Raw genomic sequence first — 19,680 nt, forward strand, 5'->3', positions numbered from 1 at the left:
GGCTCAGATCACATGGACTCGCTGAGGTTAAGCGGCTTCCGGCTCAGGGCAAAGGCATCCTGAACGGTCTTCACGTCAGCATTGAAGAGTCGTGAGAAGAGTTCCGGGTCATTCAGCCTGGCCAGCGTGGAAGGATAATCTTCGTGGGCCGCATTCGGGAACAGCGAAGAGAGATTCTCTGCTTTCGAAGTATGCAGATGCACGGAAGAACGTTCCTGCAGAGCAGCGTTGAGCACTTTGTTCAGCGCGATGGAATTCAGGTATACGCATTCTTCGACCACTGCCTCGCGGCCGCGGATCAGGATCGCAGCATAGCCCTGGATAACATTTCTGGCATCGTAGTAGGCGACGATCTTGCCGCCGCGGGCATTGATTTCTTTCTTGTAGCGCACGAAGTATTCCAGGTCTCTTGCATAGAAGCCGTTGAAGCGGCGGATGTAGGCGCTGTATACCCGCAGCATATCCAATGGCGATGGTTCAAAAGCACAGCCGAAGTTCGTGATGCGCTTGACATCTTCCCGGGTAAGCAGGTAATCCGTACGCCAGGCAACTGGTTCAAAGCCCCACTGACTGCCGTTCTTGTTCTGATCGGCGGGCATCAGGGTGATGAGCTCGGTATGCGAGCATGCATCGATGACGGTTTCCATCAGATCGTGCATGATACCCTGGTTCCGGAAATCCGGAAGCGTGCAGGCCCGGCTGATCATGCTTTCCTGAAGCACTCTGCCGTTGAAGATCACCGCATGCGGAATGCGCATGACGGATCCTGCTACTCTGCCGTTCTCCACATCAGCATAGGCATATTCCGGGCGGAACACATTGCGGAAGAAGTAGTCCGTGAAGCGCGGATCTTCCAGCGTGAAGCTCTTTTTCCAGCAATCGCGGATGCCGCCGGTGAGCGATGGATTTCCCTGTTCAATCATGATCTGAATCCTCTTTTTGCTCCGTATATTCCGCATCTATGATATCACTCTGCTGCATGCGGTCGGCCTGGGAGCGAAACAGATCATCCTGCCATGAAGAAATATCATTGCCCCTCATCATCTTTTTCGCTTCTTCCTCTGCGTTTTTCGTCATGCGGCGGGTCTGCAGGACCCGGAGTGCGATCAGAGCTGCCCCGATCAGCAGAACTGGCCAGAGGTAGCGGACTGCAAAACAAGTCACAGCAACCAGGACGGCAATATAGAGAATGCGGTAGAGCGTGCTCCGGTTCGGATTCATAGGGTCTGTTCTCCCTTCTCTTTTTCAGCGAGTTCATGAAGCTTCACGAAGCGGTGCTTCATGCCTGATTTGGATACGACGATTCCAGTCATGGACCGGTATTTCTCAGCCAGCTCGTTCAGAGTGGCTTCGGGGTTTTCCTTGCGCAGCTGGACGATGTCACGGATCTTCGGATCCAGGGAAGTGATCTTTCCTGCTTCTTCGAGGACCCTGATGTCCTCGAGCTGACTGTTGGCAGCTTTCATGGACTTCACTTCATTGGCGACGTCGACGTTGTTGAGCCGCTGCACGTTGTTGGCGAAGTCTCTGGAAATCCGTTCATTCTCGAATTCGAGCAGACATTGTTCAGCTCCGATGCAGCGCAGAAAGTCGGCGATCTTCTCGGCTGCTTTGACATAGACGACATATTTGCCGCGGCGTTCGACCTGGCGGGCATTGATGTAGAACCTCGACAGCAGCTCAATGAGAAAGCCGGCATGGGCTTCGTTGGCGGCTTTGATTTCCAGGTGGTAGTTCGTGGTGCCGGGGCTGTTGACGCTGCCGTCGGCCATGAAGGCCCCGGCCAGATAAGCCCGGGCACACGAATCCTTCTGAACGATCTTCTGCAGCGGCTTGTCGAGCAGGCCTCTTGCAGAGTAGATGCCGAGGTCTTTGAGAATCTGCGTCACGTTGCCGTATACCCGGAGGTTGTAGATCAGATTCTTGTTCAGGTTCATTCTTCTGCGCACGCCTGGTTCGATATCGACGTCCCAGCATTCTTTCATCATCCGGAAGATAGCTCTGGAGACAGCGGCGTTTTCAGTCGTGACCAGAATGCACATGCCCTGACTGGAGATGGAGAGCGAGGAAGTCATCTGAATCAGCGCAGAAAGTTCTGCGCGTTCTTCATCGCCTGTGATTCTGCGCAGGGATACTTCCTGCTTTACATCCTGGGTAAATGACATCAGTCTTCTCTCTTTTTATCTTTCAGTGATTCTACTGCTTTCTGTATTTTAACCGGATCATGGCGGATCAGGCCATCATCAAATCGCAGCATATGACGCCGGTAGATCTTATAGGGATGCTTGCGGGAACGGATTTTCACCGGGGTGCTTCCCTGTTTCTCGTAGCGTTCGATGCTTTCTTCAGGCAGCTTGTCGCTGGCATATAGTACGGCATCAACCGGAGCCCCGTGGTCCAGCAGGGCTTGCACATGGTCTTCGAGGCTGTAGCCGTCGGTTTCGCCTGGCTGGGTCATGGCATTGCAGCAGTAGATCCGGTTGGCTTTCGTTTCTTTCAGGGCTTCCTGGATTTCCGGAATGATCACATTCGGAAGGATGCTCGTATAGACCGAGCCGATGCCGTACAGAATCAGATCTGCTTTCCGGATCGCTTCGACTGCTTCCGGGGTTGCAGTGACTTTCTTGTCATAGAAGACCTTCCGGATATGGTTGCTCACATCCGGAATGTTGGCTTCGCCTTTGACGATGACGCCGTCATCCATGCGTGCATAGAGAGAGATGACTTCGGTGGTGGCAGGAATGATTGTGCCTCTGACATTCAGAACCTTGCCGATCATCTGGATCGCTTCCATGAAGGAACCGCACTGCTGGGTGAGGGCAGTCAGAATCAGGTTGCCGAGATTATGTCCCTGCACGTCTTCGCCGGTTCCGTCCGGATCTTCAAAGCGATAGTTCATGAGATTGGTGAGCAGGGTCTCGGATTCTGCCAGAGCGGTCATGACATTGCGGATATCGCCCATGGCGGGAATATGAAACTGCCGTCTCAGACGGCCGGTGCTGCCGCCGTCATCTGCGACGGTGACGATTGCGGTGATATCCGCATTGCGGATGTTCTTGACCCCGCGGCAGATCGTGGACTGGCCATGGCCGCCGCCGATGATGACAATGCGTTTCTTCTTACTCATTTCCGGTTATCCATTTCTTTTCATCCCGGTGCTGCTTATAGGAATGATAGGTATTTCTGTAGTGATCATATAGGAAGTTGGTGATCGCAACAGAGCGATGCTGGCCGCCAGTGCAGCCGATGGCTACCGTGAAATGGTTCTTTCCCTCTTTGACATATTCCTTGAAGGAATAGTCCATGAAGGAAAGCAGGCGCTTCAGGAATTCCTTCGTTTCTGGTTTCTCCATGACATAGTCATAGACGCATTTGTCATTGCCGGAATATGGTCTGAGTTCCGGAACCCAGAACGGGTTGGGCAGGAAGCGGACGTCGATCATCAGATCGGCATCCATCGGAACCCCGTATTTGTAGCCGAAGGAAATAAAGGAAATGGAAAACGAAGGAGCTGCGCCCTTGGCAAAATACTGGTTCAGCGTATTCTTCATTTCCTTTTCGGTCAGGAATGAGGTGTCGATGGTGACAAACGAATTATTGATGACCTTGCTGAGCATCGTACGCTCTACGCCGATGGCTTCTTCCAGTGTGTTTGCCGTATTGCTCAGCAGCATCGGATGGGTTCTGCGGGTGCTCTTGTAGCGGTGGATCAGCACGGTATCGCTGGCATCCAGAAACAGCACGCGCACCTCGATGCCTTCTCCTTTGATGCCTCTGAGAAAAGCCGGAAAGTCTTCTGCCGAAGTCGATAACGCAATATAGCTGTAGCGGGGATCGGTGCTGTTTTCGATCATATCGACCAGAAGGCTCAGCAGCTGCACAGGAAAATTATCGATGATGTGGTAGCCCATATCCTCGAGAATCCGGGTAGCAGTGCTTTTTCCGGCGCCGCTCATGCCGCTGACCAGAATGACGCGTTTCGTCTTTTCCATAACTGTCCTTCGCTCTTCAGAAGTATTCTAGCACAAGCACATTCACCTGACCGGAATAGAAGAAATGCACCCCGCGCAGAGGTGCATCGATTCAGAATGATTCTGTTTCTTCAGACGGCTTCACATTGATTGTGAAGTCAAAGTCTTCTTTTCTCAGCTCGCTGAGATTATCACCCGGGTGTTTCACGAGGCGTTCGGACTGCTTCAGAATTGCTTTCTCTACCGTATTGCGGGCCAGGCGTCCGTTGCCTGCTTCGGCAGCGTTGATGGACTGTACTTCATTGAAGAAATCCAGCAATGGCTGTCTGGCATCTTCGGTGATCGTGAAGCCCTTGCTGTCAGCCTGGATCTCAGCGATCTTCAGCAGCTCTTCTCCCGTATAGTCCGGGAAATCAATGATGTTCGGGAAGCGGCTGCGCAGACCGCTGTTGGCTTCGAGGAACGTGGACATCTCTTTCTTGTAGCCAGCCAGGATCACGATCAGATTCTCGCGGTTGTCTTCCATGGCTTTGACAATCGTATCGATTGCTTCAAGTCCGAACGAATCATCCTTGCCGCGGTACAGCGAATATGCTTCATCGATGAAGAGCACGCCGCCTAAGGCACTGCGGATAACTGACATCGTCTGCGGAGCCGTCTGGCCGACATACTGAGCAACCAGATCCTTGCGGGTCACTTCGACCAGCTGGCCCTGGCTCAGCGCGCCGATGGCTTTCATGTAGCGGCTGATCAGGCGGGCAATGGTCGTCTTGCCGGTGCCCGGGTTGCCGGTGAAGATCATATGCTTGGAGACTTCCGAAGTCTTTAAGCCCTGCTGTCTGCGCAGTTCCTGGACCTGCAGATGAGCCTGCAGAGAACGGATGTACTCCTTGATCGGCTCCAGGCCGACAATCGCATCCAGTTCCTTGTTGACGGCAGCGATCTCTTCGCTGCTTGTCTTCGAGCGGGAAAGCTTTGCTGCCTTCCCGGAAATCAGAGCGACGGGAACGTCGTCCTGAATGGTTAATAATGCACTTTCTCCCGGATACTTTCCGGAAAGAGATGCTTCCGAGAGAGAGATGTAATAATCCTCGAACATGCCCATGATTGCATCTGCGCCGCGGCTCTTGTCGTAATGGGCAATCACCCATTCTCCGAAGGAGTCTTCGGCAGTCAGGGACAGCTTCAGATTCTTCTTCGCTTTGTCGGTGAGATTCTTCAGGCACAGGCTGACATACTCCTTCGCATCTGCCTCGGTCATCGCGGTAAATGAAATGATATCGAGCACATGATAGAGGAAGTCTGCGCCGAAGGCATCCTGAGCTGCTTTGACTCCGCGGGTGGTGAGGAAGACCAGATATTTTCCTTCTGCTGAGAAGGAATCAATCGCCTTCTTCACCAAGCCTGTCTGCGTTTCCACGAGAATTCCTTTATTCAGCACATAGCGCTTGGTCAGGATGCACTTGCCATCTACAGCAAGGGCTCTGACATAGTCGCGGAATTTCGGATAGGCACTCTCGAAGTTCTCGAAGCAGATGATGGCGCTCTTCGAAGAAAGACTCTGATACAGATCCTGCAAGAAGATCGGTTCCTGGGCACTGCCGGTATAGAGGCTGAGATCCAGAGTACGGACTTCATTGCTTTCAATGGCCTGATGCTGGTACATGGATTCTGCCATCTGGCGGATCATCGTATGGCGGCCGCTGCCGACCGGTCCGGTGACGAGGATGACATTCTTCGGCTTGCCTGGTTCCTCGCCCATGACATAAGGGCGGCGGAAGGCTGCACAGGCAGCGTGGAGGGCATCGTCCTGGCCGACGACTGCCGCATCGAGTTCGTGATAGATCTCCGTGAATACCTTCTCGCTGTCGAGGTTCTTCACCGGCATCCTCGCGTTTACTTCTTCATTGCTCAGATGATATTCTTCCTGCATGTCTTTCTGCATCTGTTCCATGTCCTTGCTGGTATAGCCGGGTTTTGCAGAAAGTCCATTCTGCCTGGAAAGCTCATCGAGCTCCTTCTGCTGGCCATTCAGCACCTTGCGCAGCTGCGCAAAGGCATCGTCTGCGTATCTCAGCATGTCATTGGTCGTATCGGCCGCACTGTTCAGCATGGACGCGAGTGCGGAAGAAGAAGATTCCGGCTCGGTTTTCTGACCGCTTCCCGTGGTCAGGGTAATAGGTTCCTGATCTGTGGTCTGGCTGTTCTTCCGTTTCTCGAGGATTTCCCGCATCAGCCTGGCTTTCTCTTCGTCTTTTGTCTCCCTGCTCATATCTGCTCCTTAACTGCCGGTACGTTCTTTGCGCATTGCCTGCTGAATATCATCGTCTGCGGTCATGCCGTCTTTCCTGAGCATGGCTTCCAGGGTTGACATATCAGCGGAAAGATTGATGGAATCGCTCTCGGACATGCTCGGAATCAGATGATCCCGCATGGCCGCATTGATATGGCCGATGGTCTTCTTGAGGTTCTCTTCGTTTTCCTTGTAGTTCGCATCTGTCTCCACGTGCTGAAGCGTCTTGTACTGGTTCAGGATCTCAACCAGGTACGGAAGATACGTCTTGTACAGCTTGTTGAGACGCGGCTTCTGATCCGGGAAGCGTTTCTCAAGATCGCTAAGCTGCTTCAGAAGAGAAGTCGTTTCATACAGAGAGTTGGAAATCTCTTCATCCGGAATGGCATCATTCAGATCATTGATGGTTTCCCGGAAGGATTCTGCATCGCTCAAAGCTGCCGATCCTGCTTTCTTCGCATTCTGCTGAGGCTTCGGTTCCTCTTTCATTGTTTCGGTGCGTTCCGTGTATTCTGCATCTACCACATCCGGATTGCGGACTTTTCCGTCTTCTTTTGCGGCAGCCAGAAGGCTGTCAAACATCTCATTGTAAAGCGCCGGATATTTCTGGCGGAAGCTGGCGACCGAACGAAAATAATGTCCGTCGCAGTCTGTTTCCAGGGCATCCAGGTTCGTGAACCGCTCGCTTTTCATCGTCAGCGTGATCGTATGGCCGCCGGAAGTAGAAACCCGGACCGGATTGATGCCATTCCGATACTGCTTCAGAAGCCAGGAATTTACCCATGCCTTCTGGTCGGAAGAATGAGAAGAATCAGACATGCCATAGCGTCTGACGGTACTCCTTCTTCCAGAAGCGCGGGGATTCGTATGCGTGTTTGTTTCGCTGCTTTTCACGGATCTGTAGAGCAGATAGCCGACGACCGCCGCAATGGCAAGAAGAAATAAAGTAGCGAAGGCATCTGAATTAGCAAAAAAGATAAAAAACAGGAAGACCCACCAGAAATTTCCTGAAGACCTACGTCTCATCGCTGCACCTCGTGGCTTTGATTATAGCATAAGGAATAGGTGCTGAATCCTGCCAGATCAGAGCGATCTTGTGTGCACAGTACTCCACCGGGTTCTTTGCCTGATCAAAGATCAGCTATAATGAGGTCATGAAGACAATTCTCTGCAGTTCTTATCAGAAAGATCAGATTTATCATGAGCTCGCAAAGAAGAATCAAGGCATCGTGACCGATATCCGGATGGTTTCTCTCTCTGACCTCATGAAGACAGAAGGAGAAGAGAACCGGGCCGCCGCCTTATTCTCTGCTGCGCGCCTGCTTCAGGAGCATGCCTCCGAGTTTCCGCTGTTCCGGAACATGTTTGCTTTTCCTGCCTTTTCAGAAGAGGTTGTATCCTTTGCCCGCCAGCTTGCCCTGTACCAGATTCCGGTCGAGGACCTTCCGAAGCGGAATCCTTCCGAAGCAGAGCTTTCCCGCATCCTGGCTCTGATCATGCGTCTTCCGATGAAGGAGAAGGAATATGGAAAGAATCGGAAACAATACCTGGAACAGATTTCCGCGATTGAGAATCTTTCTCTGTATCCTGCGTTTGAGACAGACTATTTCAGCTATGCCTTCCGCAGGGATCTGAAACAGAGTGGCATTCCGGTCGTGAAAGAAGAGCAGCCTTCTCCTTCCCTTTCTCTCTGCTATGCACTCAATGCCCGCCAGGAACTGGAATCCATTGCCCAGGATATCTGCCGGAAAAATGTGTCATGCACGATCATCCTGGCATCTTACAGCACGCAGCTGCCTGTGCTGAAGCAGGTATTCATGCGATACGGCATTCCATGGTCAGCTGTGAAGGAAAATACGGAACTTCATATTCCGAAGATCTTTGCGGCGGCTGCCCGCTTTGCATGGAAGAAAGATGTTTCTTCTCTCCTGGAGATGTTCCGGATTGATGCGTTCCCTTCGTTCTGCCCGGATTCTCTTTATCCATTCCTGAGACAGACCATGACAGATCCGGAAGCACCCAGTGGCATTGCAGAAGCTCTGCAGAACAGTCCCCTTTCGAAAGACGCTCCTTACTACGCAGACAAGCAGAAGCAGGTTGCTGCATATTTCAGAACGATTGAGGAAGAACTGCAGCTGCTGAAGCAGGCGGACAGCCCGAAAGAGATACTGAAAGCTGCTTATGCGGTCATGAAGAGAAGTCCGTTTCTGAACAGCAGCCCGGAGCTGCAGGCTGCCCGTTCGATCATGGAGCTTCTGCAGGAAGTGCTTCCGGATGTTCAGAGCGAAGCAGATCTGTCGTTTGTCATTGAACTCATGGAATCCATCCAGGATTCGGAATCCGGAAAGCCGCAGGATTTCTGCATGGTCACGGATCAGACGCATCCGGTCCGGATTGCCGAGAATACGTACGTGGCAGGATGTTCCGGGCAGAACTGGCCGGGATTTCCGGTGTGCAAGGGTCTGTTCGATGAATCGTATGTGAGCTGCCTGAAGCAGTATCCGTCCATGGAGCAGCGGCATGATGCCTACAGCAGCCAGCTGGAATGGGTCATGCACAGTGCCAGAGAACATGTGTATTTCTCCTGCCCGACCAATGATTACCAGGGCAGAGGCATCGAGCTGGCGTTTGAGATTGAATCCATGTTTCCCAAGCACAGTGCACTCAGATGGAAGCTTGAAGTTCTGAAGCCGGCACAGGCTGGTAAGCATGAGCTGAGTCCGGATACTGCAGCCGCGCTGTTTGAACAAGACGGGAAAATCCATGGATCGATTTCTTCGATTGAGCGCTGGTTTGCATGTCCGTATTCTTATTTCATTGAGAGCGGGCTGAAGGTCAGACCGTTAAGGCTGACGGATCGTGATTCGGCAGGAACCGGAACGATTCAGCATGCGGTGCTGGAGCATTCCGTGAAGCGATACGGGAAGAACTATGCAGAGATCTCAGAAGAAGAGATTGCGCAGATTCTGCATCCGTATTATGAAGCACTGAAGACTGCATATCCGCATTCCGAAGAAGAACTCAGTCTGAGTGAAGCTCGCATGATGGAAAATCTGAAGCAGTCATTCTGCTTCCTGAAAGACATGGAAGCCAATACCAGCTATGTGCCCGCAGAAGAAGAACATGCCTTTGCGGATGAGATCATTCCGGGCATCGAGCTGCGCGGGATCATCGATCGTATCGATACGTGCGGAAACCTGATGCTGATCGTCGACTACAAGTCTTCTGACAAAACGCTGAACGAGAAGAAGGTCAAAGCAGGAATGCAGCTGCAGCTGCTGACATATCTCATCATTGCCAGAAAATACCGGCATCAGATTCCTGGCGGGGCTTATTATTTCTCGCTGAAGCCTTGCACGTATCCGCTCTCTGCTGCCAAGCTCTCCCGAGGAGCCATCACGGAGACGATGATGGATGAAGAATCGCTGAAGAAGCAGTTTCTCAATGTGCGCAGGATGGCTGGATGGACGTTTGACAGAGAACATCTGACAGAGCTTGATGCGTCAGAGACGCATATCGTATCCGGAACGAAGACGTTCTATGACTTCGGCCTGAGTGAGAAATGCATGGAAGAGGTATATGACTATTTCAGGAACCATCTGCTGGATGGCTCGATCGAGCTGTCGCCGGCAGAGAATGCATGCATGTTCTGCAGGTATCGGTGCATCTGCAGGTTCCAGGGAGATTTCAGAGTCCCGGTTCCGCTGGTCATGCAGGATACGGAGCTGAAGATCGGAAAGGAGAATGGCTGAGATGGCGTTTGATGAACAGCAGTCGGAAGCGATTGCCACGACTGGTACCAGTATCCTGGTCTCGGCCAGTGCCGGTGCCGGAAAGACCGGTGTTCTGGTTGCACGGCTTCTGAAGCGGTGCACGGAAGATCATGTTCCCCTTTCGAGAATCCTTGCCCTGACGTTCACATCTGCGGCGGCTGCCGAGATGAAGAAGCGGCTTGCGGCAGGGCTGCACGAAAAGGCACAGAAGGAAACGGATCCGGAACAGAATGCATATCTGAATCAGCAGCTGGTGGAACTGGAGAATGCCAGCATCACGACGATTGACAGCTACTGTCTCTCCATCATCAGGAAATATTACAGCGTGATCGGTCTTGATCCGGCAACGGCTGCGAATATTCTTTCGGAAGGAACGAAGACTTCGATGGAGCAGGAAGCCTGGACGTCCGCGCTGAAAGAATATGATCATGCACATCATGAAGAACTGCTGACGATGCTGAAGGCGTTCAGCCCGCGCAGTGAAGATTATGAAGAGCTGCATAGCATCGTGAATACGCTGTGTGCACATGCGAACTCAAGTATTGATCCGGATGAATGGTTTCATCATGCGGCGATGTCTTATACGCCAGTCACGAAGTTCCAAGACTTCCCGGAAGGAATTCTTGATTTCTTCTTCGATCAGTGGAAGCAGGATTGTCTCAGCATTCAGGATGACCTGAATGTCATGAGCCGGACAGCACTGGATTCTGAAAAAGTGAAACCGGAGCTCATTGATGAAAAGCGCAATGCCCTGGAAGCCTGCATGCAGGAACTGGATCATCGCAATTACAGCGGCTTCTGTCTCCGGCTCGATGAGCTGGCAGCGAGAAAGACGACTGCCGATAAAAAGGCAGAGAAATATACCGCAGCAAGGGATCATATGGAAGCGACGCTCAAGGAGATGATTTCTCTCCGGTATGATGAGAAGACATTCATCCAGGATGCGGCGCAGATGGATCCGATCTGCCACAGTCTCTGCGAGCTGGCTGAGCTTTCTCATCAGAAGTTTGCAGAGATCAAGAGAGATCATGCGTGCATGGATTTCTCCGATATGGAGAGATTCGCGCTGAATATCCTGGAAGCCAATGATGGTGCAGCGGCTTCTGCTATCCGGGATTCCTTGGATGAGATCATGATCGATGAATTCCAGGATACGAGTGAGCTGCAGAATCTGATCCTCGAGAAGATTGCGAAACCGGATAATGTGTTCCGGGTCGGCGATGTGAAACAGTCGATCTACCGGTTCCGTCAGGCAAAGCCGGAGCTGATGCGGGGTCTCATGGAGAAGCCGGAGATCAGAAGAATCACGTTAAGACATAATTACCGTTCGAAGGACAGCATCGTGAAATTCACGAATCTGCTGTTTGAACGGCTGATGAATGTACCTGGTCTGAAGGATCGGTATGCAGAGGAAGATCATGTGACGATCGGAAGAAGTGCACAGGAAGAGCCTGCTCCGGTTCCGGTGGTCTTTGAAGAGATTCTTTCTCCAGAAGTGATGGAAGGTGAAGAGACGCCTGGTTCCAAGGAGCTCAAGGCTTCGTGGATTGCCGGAAAGATTCTGGAGATGAAGCAGAAAGATCCGAGTCTGAAGTTCCGGAATTTTGCTGTGCTGGTCAGGAGTCATGGCGATAAGCGGTATCTCCGATCGGTATTTGATCAGGCCGGGATTCCGTATGACATCGACGCAAGAGAAGGTTTTTTCCAGTCTGAGCTCTGTCAGACGATTCTTGCGATGTGCAGGCTGATGTGCGATCCTTCGGATTCCGTGTCGCTTGCGGCGGTATGCACCTCTTCGTTCTATGCAATGGAAGATGAAGAGCTTGCCAGGATGAAGATCGGACATCCTTCATTCACAGAGGGAGTTAAAGCGCTGCATCCGGAAATTCTGGAAGAGTCACAGGAACTGAGAGAAATTGCAAGGCAGAGAGGAATCTCTGCAATGCTGGATGAGATTGCGCTTCGGCATGATTTCTTCGAACGGCTTCCGGACAGTCAGAAAGCGAACTTCGATTATCTGTCTGAACAGACTGCTGCTCAGCAGCCTCAGAGTCTCCGCGATTTCATCGATCTGATGGAAGCGAGTCAGGAAGAGAAGTCTTCGGAAGCGATGTCCCATGGCAGCGATGATGATGTCGTTCTCGTGACGACGATTCATCAATCCAAGGGACTTCAGTATCGGATTGTGTTCCTGTGGAGCACGTCGCAGAATCTGTTCCGGGATAAGAGTTCCCCCGTTCTCGCTGATGACAGTCTGTATCTCGGCATGAAATACCGGGTACCGTTCTGGAATGCAGAGCGGCCGACGATTCAGGAGATTGCGATCAGTCATAAAGGTGATCTGGAAGATCTCGAAGAGTTCACGAGACTGCTCTATGTTGCATTGACCAGAGCAGAAGAACGGCTGTTCATCGTCGATGTGGTGAAGAAGACGATTGATCCGGAGCCGATTACTGCTTCCGTGCTTGCAAGACGTCATGGCATGACGGGATTGATCCTGTCTGCCCTCGGAGAATCAGAATTATTCCATATTGAACAGACGGTTCCGGAGAAGATCAAACCAGCTCATTCTTCTGGTTCTGCTTATGCAGAACGTCTTCCTTCTTATCAGGGAGACGTTCCGGAAGAGAAGGTCTGGATCACTCCTTCCAGCAGAGAAGTTTCCGGATTGCCTGACCTGGAAGAAGAGGACCATGTGCGCGGCAGATCATTCGGAACAGAGGTTCATGAAGTGATTGAACAGCTGCCGGACCGCATCTGGACCATGGAGGATCTGAAGGATACCGGGCTTGATGAAGATGCGTGCAGGATGGTGCTTGCCTTCGGAAATTCAGCACTGTATCAGAAAGCGCTGACTATGGAGATTCATAAAGAGTATCCGTTCTATATCGAAAGAGATAAGTTCTGTCTCCATGGTACGATGGACTTCATCGCAATCAGCGATGCTGATGTGATTCTGATTGACTTCAAGACAGACCGGATTTCTGATGCTGCACTTAAGGATCGGTACCAGGAACAGATTGATGCGTATCGTTCTGCTCTGGAGATCCTGTATCCGGAAAAGAGAATCACTGCATATCTCTGGAGCCTGCCGCAGAAACATGAAGTAGAAATTGTCTGAAACACAAAAGATGATGGTTCCCTTCACTCGATAAAGGGTTGCCATCATCTTTTCTGTATCTCAGAATGATGTCAGCGAACAATGGATGATGTCCTCGCCATCTGCGACAAGGGCAACTGCAGAACTGGGACAGCTGCGAGCATCGATCGCGGTAAGTCCAAGCTGTTTCAGCTGAGAAACGGAGTATTCGTCCAGAGTCTTTCTGGTGATTCCATGTTCCTTCAGGATATCTTTTGCCTGTTTCGTGATATACACTTCGCTCACCCTCCTTCTGCATTGGAAAAACGGGATGTTTCATCAATGCGTTGGTATTATAATCAAAGAAAATTTCTTTTGCACGCATTCTGAACATTCTTAATTAAAGCGTTTTCATGTTTTTAAGAAGGGTACCAGAAAAAGGCGGAAAGAAAAAAGCATTCTGAACAGAATGAGATCTGGTTCAGAATGCTCTGCAATCACTTCCGATTGGTGCCGTGATAGACAACAGCCATGAAGCCCGGGCCGACATGTGCGGTAATGACCGGGCCGAGCAGGTTGACGGTCACTTTCTTCAGCTGCGGATAAGTTTCCAGGATCTTTGCACGAAATTGCTCTGCGTCTTCAGGGGTTCCGGAGTGGATAACCGCAACTTCTTCTTCAGGGGTCTGTTCGTTCATCGTGTCTTTCATATCTGCGATGAGTTCACTCCAGGCTTTGCGCTTTCCGTGGGCTTTCTTGTAGGCAACCAGTTTTCCTTCGTCATCGACGATAATCAATGGCTTGATGGAAAGCAGCGTGCCGATCCAGGCTGAAGCGTTGGAAAGGCGTCCGCCTTTTCGCAGCCATTTGAGGTCATCGACCATGAATCTGCCGATGTATTCCAGCTTATGGCTTTCAAGCCAGCTGATGACTTCATCCAGAGATGCTCCGGCTTCTTTCATCGAGACTGCTTTCTTGACGAGCAGTCCGAGGATATCGGTGACAGCATAGGTTTCCAGATAGACAAAGCGCTGCTCAGGATATTCTTCGCGGATCATGTTCGCTGCCATCTGGGCATTCTTCAATGAAGAAGAGATCGCGCTGGTCATGTCGAGGTAGAGAATGTCCTTCTTTTCCTGCATCAGTTTCACGAAGAACTTATGGTAGTCATAGATGGAAATGGCGGAAGTGCTGACTTCGGCGCCATTGCGCATGGCTTCATACATCTTCACTCTGGTTTCCGGGCGGCAGTCATCGCGGTATTCCTTTCCATCAAGGACATAAGGATATGAAATGAACGGAATATGGTGCTGCTGAAGGTATTCCGGAGTCAGGTCTGCAGTGGATGCAGTCGCAATAATATAATCGTTCATAGAATTCGGGGATTATCGTAACACATCCCCTCAAGCTTTTCGATGCCGCGGATGATTCTTGGACAGGGGTCCGAAAAGTGTCCGCCTTCACGCAGTTCATAGAATACGTGCCTGTTCTGCGATTCCAGAATCTCTTTTGTTTCTATGGTCTTTTCCTCCACCGTGCTGAGAATCGGGGACCTGGAATTCTTCTCGGCATTGCCGATGGAGAGATAGAAGAACTCCGCATGAGATGGATTCTGTTTCAGGAATTCCGTGAAGCCTGGATACCAGAGGGATCCGGAGGCAGACATCACTCCATCAATGCCCTCGATTCTGGCAGACGCATACAGAGCGAAGAGACCGGCAAGAGAATATCCGCAGAGGAAAATCTGAGAATAGTCTTTCTGTGCTTCCAGCAGAACCGGTTCCACCTGGTCTTTCAGGAAGGAATCCGCATGGCCGCTGAAGTCCGTTCCTTTCCGGAATACTTTCTCTGCGGGCCATGGCGAGAGATGATCATTCCAGTCCTTCTCTGATACAGGAATCTGCAGAATGGAAATCTCCGGCAGAGCTGTGCTGATGCGATGAATGTCTTCTTCTCCGATCAGAACTGCAAGGACTCTCCTGCCTGGATTGAACGCGTTCATCAGTCTTCTATGCGGAGAATCGTCATGCCTTCTTCCTGTTCCAGCATCTGCTTCGGTGCTGCCAGTACTTCTGCGCGATTCTCTGCAGATTCAATCTGATCAGCGAGCTGAACCAGATCTTCCGGAACGGTAGACAGAATCTCCTGTCTGCGCACCTGTCTGGACTCATAGGTCTGACCGCGGAACCAGAGGCTGTCCCCGGTTCTCTGTTTCTGGCCAGGAGTCATCAGCGGTTCTGCGGAAGCGATGGTGCCGATGATGTAGTCGGTCAGATCGTCCGAAGAAGCTGCCATTTCGCGGATCGCTGCCGGGACGTTCTGATAGACACTCAAGGACTTTCCGGGAGTCGGATCGCGATAGCTCCAGCATCCGGTGATGCCGCTCGGAGAGACGAGGAAGCCGGTTCCGTAGGCTCCTCCTTTTACGCGGATCTCTGTCCAGAGATATCCGTAAGTCATCATATGGGCTAGTACTCTTGCGTGTCCGCTGTATTCCGGAAGACGGATCACGGAAGCACTGTAGCCGATCTGAGCAGGAATCTCGATGCCTTCTCTTGGATCAGTGAGCAGCGGATAGTGGACGACACAGCGCTGGAATGGAATGTCATTCAGGGAATCGATGATTCTCCTGCATTCCGGAAGATTCTCTTCTCCGGAGATGCTCATGGTCAGCCGGTTTCTGCTGAAGATCACTTCCTGGTACATCTCTGCTTCATTAACGAATTCTGCGGAGAGCTGATCATAATGGTCGGCAAGCTCGCTGATCTTCTGTGCAGCGGTGATGCCGCTGAAGTATTCTTTTGCGGCATTATCGGCCGTGAAATGTGCAGCCGCTCTCAGAATTGCCGCACTATGCCCGCCAGCGATCAGGGTCTGGCGGTACTGTTCCTTTTCCTGCAGGACCATCGGCTGAATCATCGCCGGATCCAGAATAGTCTCCTGCAGAATCTCAAGAATCAGATCCACTGCTTTCGGAAGGTTTTCCTTCAGCACGCTGCAGGAACAAGCCAATACCGGAATGCAGGCATCCGGATGGCCGGCTGCGGCATAGACGTCTGCGTAGAATGACAGGTTTCCGACATAGCGGCGGATCTCCTGCTGCAGTTCCGGAAGAGTATGCGATTTCGTCGGCAGCCTGGACAGCAGATGGGAATACATGCCTGCATACGGAAGCTGTTCTTTTCTGAGACBGGCAGCGCTGAAGTACAGATTCAGATAGACAATGCCGCTGTCGCTCTCTGGATACAGCAGGATCGGAACATGGTGATATTCCTGTTCTTCCGGCTCCAGCGGAATCGGCTTTGCGGAGACTTCAGAGAGGCTGAGCTTCGGAAGAGAAGCTTTCTGCTCCGGAGTATCCGTGCCTGCCTGCCACTCATCCAGTTCGAGGTTCTCGGCAATATACTTGGTGATCTCCGGTCCCCAGGATTCCTTGACGGAATGAAGACGGGCTGCTTCTTTCTCGGCTCTCTTCTTTCCGAGATCCGGATCCGGGAGCGTGATCAGCAGAGAGAGATGATCAGGATCCAGGAATTCTTTCAGCAGATTCTCGAAGTATCCGGATTCTGTTTCTGCACGCAGTTCCTGATAGCAGCTGCCGCAGTTCAGATACAGTTCCGGATCGCCGCCATACATCCATGAATTATAGGAAGAAGCTGCCAGCATGACTCCGGCTGGTTCTTTCGGTTCCCGGTAATGGAATTCGTTCTGGCTGAGGGCAGCCAGGATAGCTTCATGATCAAGGCCATGTTCCGCAAGGTCACTGAGGGTGTCTTTGATAACTTTCTCTGCTTTTTCAGCAAGGGCTTCATCAGTATTGCGGATGATGACTGCGGCATATGGCTGCAGCATCGAATCGATGACCGCGATCTCGACATCCTGCCCCGCCCCTGCTTCGAGGACTGCTTTCTTCAGCGGAGACTCATTGTGTTCTGCAAGCACGCTGGAAAGTACATCCCAGGCCAGCAGTTTCTTCACGTCTTCATACGTTCCGATGACGCGGCCGAAGGTAATCTGCGTCTTGTTCTTCGGATCTTCATCCGGTGCGATTTCATAGAAGTTCTTTTTCCTGCATGCAGGTACATCTTTCTGCATCGGAATTGCCGGGGCACCATTGCTGTGGTCATAGTCCCGGAAGTATCCGTCAATCTTCCCGAGCACTGCATCGATGTCCAGATCTCCATCGAGGAAGGTCATGGAGTTGCCAGGATGATAGAAACGCTTATGCGTTGCCAGGAAGTCTTCATAAGAGAGGTCCGGAATATGTTCGGGATCTCCTCCGGATACATATTTATAGCAGTTATCCGGGAACAGAATGCGGTTCATCTCGTCGATGATGGTTTCATCGACGGAGGAGAAGGCGCCTTTCATCTCATTGAAGACGACGCCTTTATAGACTGGTTCGTCTTCCGGATTGCGGATTTCATAGTGCCAGCCTTCCTGACGGAAAATATCCGGATTCGTATAGATGGCCGGGTGCAGAACGGCATCGAGATAAACGTCCATCAGATTCAGGAAGTCTCTGGGGTTGCGGCTGCTGACGGGATAGAAAGTCTTGTCAGCGCCGGTCATCGCATTCAGAAATGTCTGCAGAGAAGATTTCAGAAGATCGACGAATGGTTCTCTGACCGGGTATTTCCGGGATCCGTTAAGCACAGAGTGTTCACAGATATGAAATACGCCGGTATCGTTTTCCGGGATCGTGCGAAAGCCGATGCAGAAGGTCTTGTTTTCTTCTGCCCGGGCGAGCCAGCAGAGCTTTGCGCCGGTCTTTTCGTGTTCCATTTCATAGAGGGTTCCATGACGGTCTTCGAGCGGGCGTATGCGGGTCACGCGGAAGCCGTGCAGTTCATCATTGAGATTCAATTCCATGGGCAATCCTTTCTTTCCTTGTCCTATTCAGTGTATCACACTGCGCATCCGGACAAGTCTCTGGCGCCGCATGATAGAATAGTCCCGGAATGGAGCTGGAATATGCTTAGAATTGAAGTTCATACCCCTGTTTCTGATCAGGCAGATCCGATTGAGACCGCGATCAGGGAACATCATATCAAGGCTGCAGATGTGCATTCTGCAGAGATTGTTCATCGTTCGTTAGACGCAAGGGCCAAAAGAGCGCCGCGCTATGACTGGCAGATTGATCTGGAGCTGGAGAACGAAGCTTTTTATCTGAAGAAGCTGAAGGCAAGGCACACTGAGCCGTATCACTATCAAGTGCCTGAGGCTGGTTCAGAGGTTCTGGAGACGAGACCGGTCATTGCCGGGTTCGGCCCGGCAGGGATGGCGGCTGCTTATCTGCTTGCGGCGAAAGGATACCGGCCGATTGTCGTGGAACGCGGTCCGGCAATTGAAGACCGCAAGGCAGCGGTGGATTCGTACTGGAAAACCGGAGTGCTGGATCCGGAGAGGAATGTGCAGTTCGGTGAAGGCGGTGCCGGGGCATTCTCAGATGGAAAGCTGACGACCCGGGTCAAGGATCCCAGAGTGCGTCTGATTCTGACAGAATTGGTGAAGGCTGGTGCGGATCCTTCGATCATGTGGATGAATCATCCGCATATCGGCACAGATGCGTTGTGCGGGATTGATGAGAATCTGAGAAAAGCAATCGAAAGGATGGGCGGAGAAGTGCGATTCATGACGAAGCTGGAGCAGATCGTCACGGATCATGGTTCTCTGAAAGAAGTGAAGCTGAGTGACGGGAGCGTGCTTCCGTGCCGGATGCTGATTCTTGCGATCGGTCATAGTGCCAGAGATACGTTCCGGATGCTGGCGGAGTGCGGGGTGCCGATGGAGGCGAAGCAGTTTGCGGTCGGGTTCCGGGCAGAGCATCTGCAGTCCTTCATCAATGCCAGACAGTACCGCAGCATTCCGGAGGGAACCGTTCTGCCGGCGGCGGAGTATCATCTGAGCCATACGTCTTCGCTTGGCAAAGGCGTATACAGTTTCTGCATGTGCCCTGGTGGGTATGTGGTCGCGGCGGCGAGTGAGAAGGATACGGTGGTCGTCAACGGTATGTCGTATGCGGCAAGAGATGGCAGGAATGCCAACAGCGCACTGGTCATTCAGACGGATGCGTCGGATTTTGGAAAAGGCCTGATGGCAGGCGTGGAGTTCCAGGAGCGCATGGAACATCTGGCCTTTGAAATGGGAAACGGGAAAGCGCCGTGCGAGACGATTGCGCATTATCTGGATCCTTCAGCCGGCAATGAGATCAGCGATGTGCTGCCTACCTATCCGCTGGGGGTGAAGATGCTGGATCTGCATCCCCTGCTGAATGAACGGATGAATCAGAGTCTTGCAGAGATGCTGGTGCATACCGAGAAGATCTTCCCGGGGTTTACGAAGAACGGGGCATTATTTACCGGCGTGGAGACGAGAACGAGTTCACCGGTACGGATATTGCGGAATCTTTCGACCATGGAATCAGAAGTAGCGGGATTGTATCCGTGCGGAGAAGGTGCCGGGTATTCCGGCGGAATTGTTTCGTCAGCGATTGACGGCGTGAAGGCAGCGGAGCAGATCATTGCCCGCTTTGCACCGCCGGAAGGATTGGAGTAAACAGTG

14 protein-coding genes are annotated in these 19,680 nt (G+C 51.9%); 3 read left to right on the forward strand and 11 right to left on the reverse strand.

The genetic code is table 11. The features are described from left to right. Window positions 1–8: 8 nt before the first annotated feature. The 7 genes from FYJ51_RS06370 to FYJ51_RS06400 form a co-directional block, all read right to left on the reverse strand. Window positions 9–923 (reverse strand): GNAT family N-acetyltransferase, encoded by a 915-nt coding sequence (locus FYJ51_RS06370; protein ID WP_105302371.1) that lies wholly within the window; start codon window positions 921–923, stop codon window positions 9–11. Next, window positions 916–1,221 (reverse strand): hypothetical protein, encoded by a 306-nt coding sequence (locus tag FYJ51_RS06375; protein ID WP_154504317.1) that lies wholly within the window; start codon window positions 1,219–1,221, stop codon window positions 916–918. The genes FYJ51_RS06370 and FYJ51_RS06375 overlap by 8 nt, the downstream gene beginning before the upstream one ends. Further along, complete coding sequence (whiA, locus tag FYJ51_RS06380) at window positions 1,218–2,165, reverse strand: DNA-binding protein WhiA (RefSeq protein WP_105302373.1); 948 nt, start codon at window positions 2,163–2,165, stop codon at window positions 1,218–1,220. Before whiA ends, FYJ51_RS06375 begins: the two co-directional genes overlap by 4 nt. Then, window positions 2,165–3,127 (reverse strand): gluconeogenesis factor YvcK family protein, encoded by a 963-nt coding sequence (locus FYJ51_RS06385; RefSeq protein ID WP_105302374.1) that lies wholly within the window; start codon window positions 3,125–3,127, stop codon window positions 2,165–2,167. Before FYJ51_RS06385 ends, whiA begins: the two co-directional genes overlap by 1 nt. Continuing rightward, entirely contained in the window at window positions 3,120–3,992 is an 873-nt protein-coding gene (rapZ, locus tag FYJ51_RS06390) for an RNase adapter RapZ (RefSeq protein ID WP_154504319.1), read from the reverse strand. The genes FYJ51_RS06385 and rapZ overlap by 8 nt, the downstream gene beginning before the upstream one ends. 91 nt (window positions 3,993–4,083) lie before the next feature. After that, on the reverse strand, window positions 4,084–6,243 hold the full coding sequence (locus tag FYJ51_RS06395) for an AAA family ATPase (RefSeq protein WP_154504321.1): 2,160 nt from the start codon (window positions 6,241–6,243) through the stop codon (window positions 4,084–4,086). A 9-nt stretch (window positions 6,244–6,252) separates the two neighbouring features. Continuing rightward, a complete protein-coding gene (locus tag FYJ51_RS06400) occupies window positions 6,253–7,290 on the reverse strand; it encodes a hypothetical protein (protein ID WP_105302377.1) in 1,038 nt (345 codons plus the stop codon). 128 nt (window positions 7,291–7,418) lie between these two features. Between FYJ51_RS06400 and FYJ51_RS06405 the strand changes: the two genes are divergently transcribed. After that, window positions 7,419–10,016, forward strand: a complete 2,598-nt coding sequence (locus tag FYJ51_RS06405; protein WP_154504323.1) for a PD-(D/E)XK nuclease family protein — start codon at window positions 7,419–7,421, stop codon at window positions 10,014–10,016. A gap of 1 nt (window position 10,017) precedes the next feature. After that, window positions 10,018–13,158, forward strand: a complete 3,141-nt coding sequence (locus FYJ51_RS06410) for a UvrD-helicase domain-containing protein (RefSeq protein WP_205946220.1) — start codon at window positions 10,018–10,020, stop codon at window positions 13,156–13,158. A 60-nt stretch (window positions 13,159–13,218) separates the two neighbouring features. Here FYJ51_RS06410 and FYJ51_RS06415 read toward each other — a convergent pair whose 3' ends face one another. The 4 genes from FYJ51_RS06415 to FYJ51_RS06430 all read right to left on the reverse strand — a co-directional run bounded on the left by FYJ51_RS06415 (window position 13,219) and on the right by FYJ51_RS06430 (window position 17,988). After that, on the reverse strand, window positions 13,219–13,422 hold the full coding sequence (locus FYJ51_RS06415; RefSeq protein WP_105302380.1) for a hypothetical protein: 204 nt from the start codon (window positions 13,420–13,422) through the stop codon (window positions 13,219–13,221). Window positions 13,423–13,613: 191 nt separating this feature from the next. Then, window positions 13,614–14,489: a DegV family protein gene (locus tag FYJ51_RS06420; protein WP_105302381.1), complete on the reverse strand. Its 876-nt coding sequence runs from the start codon at window positions 14,487–14,489 to the stop codon at window positions 13,614–13,616. Beyond that, window positions 14,486–15,118: a hypothetical protein gene (locus tag FYJ51_RS06425; RefSeq protein WP_105302382.1), complete on the reverse strand. Its 633-nt coding sequence runs from the start codon at window positions 15,116–15,118 to the stop codon at window positions 14,486–14,488. The genes FYJ51_RS06420 and FYJ51_RS06425 overlap by 4 nt, the downstream gene beginning before the upstream one ends. Further along, window positions 15,118–17,988 (reverse strand): insulinase family protein, encoded by a 2,871-nt coding sequence (locus FYJ51_RS06430; protein WP_154504327.1) that lies wholly within the window; start codon window positions 17,986–17,988, stop codon window positions 15,118–15,120. Before FYJ51_RS06430 ends, FYJ51_RS06425 begins: the two co-directional genes overlap by 1 nt. A gap of 102 nt (window positions 17,989–18,090) precedes the next feature. Here FYJ51_RS06430 and FYJ51_RS06435 point away from each other — a divergent pair, with 102 nt between their 5' ends. Further along, window positions 18,091–19,674 (forward strand): NAD(P)/FAD-dependent oxidoreductase, encoded by a 1,584-nt coding sequence (locus FYJ51_RS06435; protein ID WP_154504329.1) that lies wholly within the window; start codon window positions 18,091–18,093, stop codon window positions 19,672–19,674. Window positions 19,675–19,680: the final 6 nt, after the last annotated feature.

Source organism: Stecheria intestinalis, from assembly GCF_009696165.1.
In the GTDB taxonomy this organism is placed as follows: Bacteria; Bacillota_I; Bacilli_A; order Erysipelotrichales; family Erysipelotrichaceae; genus Bulleidia; species Bulleidia intestinalis.